The organism is Acidovorax sp. HMWF018 (genome assembly GCF_003061035.1).
Taxonomy (GTDB): domain Bacteria; phylum Pseudomonadota; class Gammaproteobacteria; order Burkholderiales; family Burkholderiaceae_C; genus Acidovorax; species Acidovorax delafieldii.
In genome coordinates, this window is sequence record NZ_QAIM01000443.1 from 1 (window position 1) to 3,106 (window position 3,106).

Here is a 3,106-nt window from a genome sequence, read left to right on the forward strand (position 1 = left end):
GCTCGTCCTGTTCGTGGGCCACATACAGCAGCGTGTTCTCGGGGTTGGTCCACAACCCGTGCGACTCGCGGCCACGGCTGGAGAAGGTGCCCACCACCTTGCGCTGTCCGCCCGGAGCGCTGCGGTCGATGATGGCGATCGGGCTCGACGCCACGCCGCCGGGGCCACCATCGTCGATGCGCGCCAGGCTGGCATAGACCACGCTGCCGCGCGCATTGCGCACGAACTCAACGTGGTTGGGCCGAGCGCCCATGCCGAGTGGCACGGTGTCGATCAGGTCGAAGCCACCCTGCGTCGAGCGGCAAGACACCGCATCAGCCAGCTTGTGCGAGAACCACACCTCGGCACCGTCGGGTGTGGTCTTCATGAAGGGCGTGAAGCCGGGTTTGTCCTGTGCGCTGATGTCCAGCGTGGTCAGCCGCTGCGGTTGGCTGTGGCCATCCGCGCCGGGGTTGACGCGGAACACGTCGATCTTCGACACCTTCTGGCTGGCCACAAAGGCCAACGTACCCTCACGGTTGAACCACACCTGCGCCGGGCCGCTCAGTGTGGGCAGGTATTGGCGAACCGCGCTGGAGCCCGGGCTGTCGGCCCCCTTGAGCTGGCGAACGGCACGATCGACGCCGACGATGGCAATGCGGTCTTCACCGCGCAGCGTGACCCACAGCTCGCGGCCGTTGCGCGTGAAAGTGGGCTCGTGCGGTTCGCGGCCCAGCAGCAGGCCACTACTCAGGCGCTCGGGGTTGGTGGTGGGCCCAGACGCAGGGTTGGGTGTGTTGCCGATGACGCGGCGCTGCTCGGCGTCGATCAGATAAATGTTGCTGGAGCCGCGCCCGCTGGTGGCCAGCAGCCGGCCGTCGGGCGACGGCACCGCGCCGTGGGCGTCGATGCAGCCGTGGTACAGCGGCTTGTGGATCATCGCCGCGTGTGTCGGCGCCACGCCGGCGGTGACGTAGCGAAATGGAGGCCGCGGGTCTTCGTCGAAGCTGGTCAGGTTGATCGTGCTCTCGACGGTGTTCGTCTTCGGATCGATGACGACCAGCGTGTTGGAGTCTTCATTGGTGATGAAGACGCGGTCGCGCGGGTCGATGCCGGTGGCTGCGGCTCCCGCTGAAGCGCCGGACGGGGCCTGGGCATGTGCTGCGGGCAGCGCGCTGGCTGCCGCGGCGGCCAGGGTGTACTTGAGAATGTCGCGGCGTTGGGTGGTCATGTGTGCTTTCTGAGTTGGTGTGGAGAGTGATCGCTTGGGTCGTTAGCCGGCAGCCGCCGATGAACCACTGCCCAGCGCTTGCTTCAGGTCAAGAGCGCGGCTCAGGCCGTTTCATTCCCTGGCGCGAGCCGACAGCGCGTCGCGCCGACGCCGCCCTGGCCTTCAGCGCGGGGTGCCAAGTTGCCGATAGACCTCGGCCGACACCTGCGCCAGCACGCTGCGGTCGGCGTCGGACGACAGGGCGTAGCCGAAGGGACCGTCGACCCAGTAGAAGACATTGACCGCACCTTCGCGTGCGAAGCGGAAGGCCGTGTCTGTGTTCTTCACGCCGGCCTGCAGTGCCTTGTCCGGCCCCGCGGCACTGCCCACGTCGGCGACATCGTTGGACACGTACAGCGTCAGTTTGCTGCCGAGCTCGTTGCGGTACATGAACTGCGCAACCGGCCCCTGGCCACCCGGCAACAGGCGCCCGCCTTCCAGCGTGTAGCCCTGGGCCTGCAGGTGCGGCGGCTTCATCGGCGCGCCCATGCGCTTGGACAGCCATGCCACCAACTGGTCCTCGTGCGCCGCGTCCACCTCGACCGGGCGGCGCGCGTCGGGACTGTATACCGCGTGAGCCACCGCCGCGCGCTGCGCGAAGCCGCCCGCTGACGCCAGCGTCAGGCCGCGCTCGGCGGGTGCCGCGGCGGCCATGCGGCCGGCATCGTCGCCCCCCGCGGGCAGGCCGCCCCGCAAGCCCCAGCCAGTCGCGCCGCTGATGACGGCGATGGCGATCCCAGCGGCCAGGCGCTGGAGGTACCAAGGCGTCTGCGGCACGGCGCGCGGGCGCGCCGATTTCAGCAGGCGCTGCGGCGGCTGTTCATCCAGCACGGGATCGAGCAAGGCGTGCAGTTTGCGCTTCTGCGCCCGGTAGGCCTCCAGGCGCTGCGCGTCTTCAGGGCGTGCGGCCAGATAAGCGGCGATCTCGACCTGGCGCTCAGCGGGCAGGCGGCCATCAACGAACGCATGCAGGTCGGCCTCGGTGACCGGGGGAATGGACGGTGGCGGACGGTCGGTATTCATGGGTTGCTTCGCAATATATTCATTTGACGACTTTCAGCCGCACCGGTTCTGCGCGGCCTTCCATCAGGCCGCGCAGGCGCTCACGGCCTCGCGACAGGCGCGACATCACGGTGCCGATGGGGATACCCAGGGCCTGCGCCACATCGGCATAGGCCATGTCTTCCAGCGTCACCAGAAGAAGCACTTCCTTCTGCTCGACGGGCAGCAAGTCCAGTGCAGCCTGCAGATCCAGTACAGCCAGCCTGTCGGTTTGTGTCGGCGCCACCGGCACTTCGGGCGTGTCGTCGTCCATGGTCACGGTGTGCAGCCTGGGACGGCGCACGCCATCGACGTGCAGGTTGTGCATGATGCTGAAGAGCCAGGCGCGCATGTCGGCCACGCCGCCCCACAGGTTCGACTTGGCCCAGGCCCGCTCCAGCGTGTCCTGCACCAGATCGTCGGCGTCGTCACGGTTGTTCACCAGCGCGCGCGAATAGCGGCGCAGGCGCGGCACCCAGCTCAGCAGGCTTGCGTCGTCTTGCATCGGGGGGTCGTGGCCTGAGGGACTGGACGGAAGTCGACAGCAAATGTCATTCCTTGATGATGTGCCAGACGTCTTTGAAGTTGTCGCCGGCGCGGTCGCCGGGCTTCTGGTCGGCCTGGTAGGTGTAGACCGGCTTGCCCTTGTAGGCCCACTGGCGCGCACCGTCGTCGCGCATGACGATCGTGTATGCACCGGCGGGTTGGTCGCTGGCGGCGGCCATCGCGGGCGGCCACAGCGCGGCGCAGCCGCCGTTGCAGGTGCTCTTGCCGCTGCCTGCCACGTCCTTGTCGAAGGTGTAGAGCGTCATGCCC

The 3,106-nt window shown here is 68.1% G+C and carries 4 protein-coding genes; all 4 read right to left on the bottom strand.

The annotated features are described in order from the left end of the window. Positions 1-1,210, bottom strand: a 1,210-nt coding sequence (locus DBR23_RS18330; protein ID WP_108499170.1) for a YncE family protein, incomplete at its 3' end; no start/stop codon positions are given. 162 nt (positions 1,211-1,372) lie between these two features. Then, a complete protein-coding gene (locus DBR23_RS18335; protein WP_067513519.1) occupies positions 1,373-2,272 on the bottom strand; it encodes an anti-sigma factor in 900 nt (299 codons plus the stop codon). A 19-nt stretch (positions 2,273-2,291) separates the two neighbouring features. Continuing rightward, positions 2,292-2,795 (bottom strand): RNA polymerase sigma factor, encoded by a 504-nt coding sequence (locus DBR23_RS18340; RefSeq protein ID WP_008904230.1) that lies wholly within the window; start codon positions 2,793-2,795, stop codon positions 2,292-2,294. 46 nt (positions 2,796-2,841) lie between these two features. Continuing rightward, on the bottom strand, positions 2,842-3,106 hold a 265-nt coding region (locus tag DBR23_RS18345; protein WP_233250546.1), incomplete at its 5' end, for a hypothetical protein.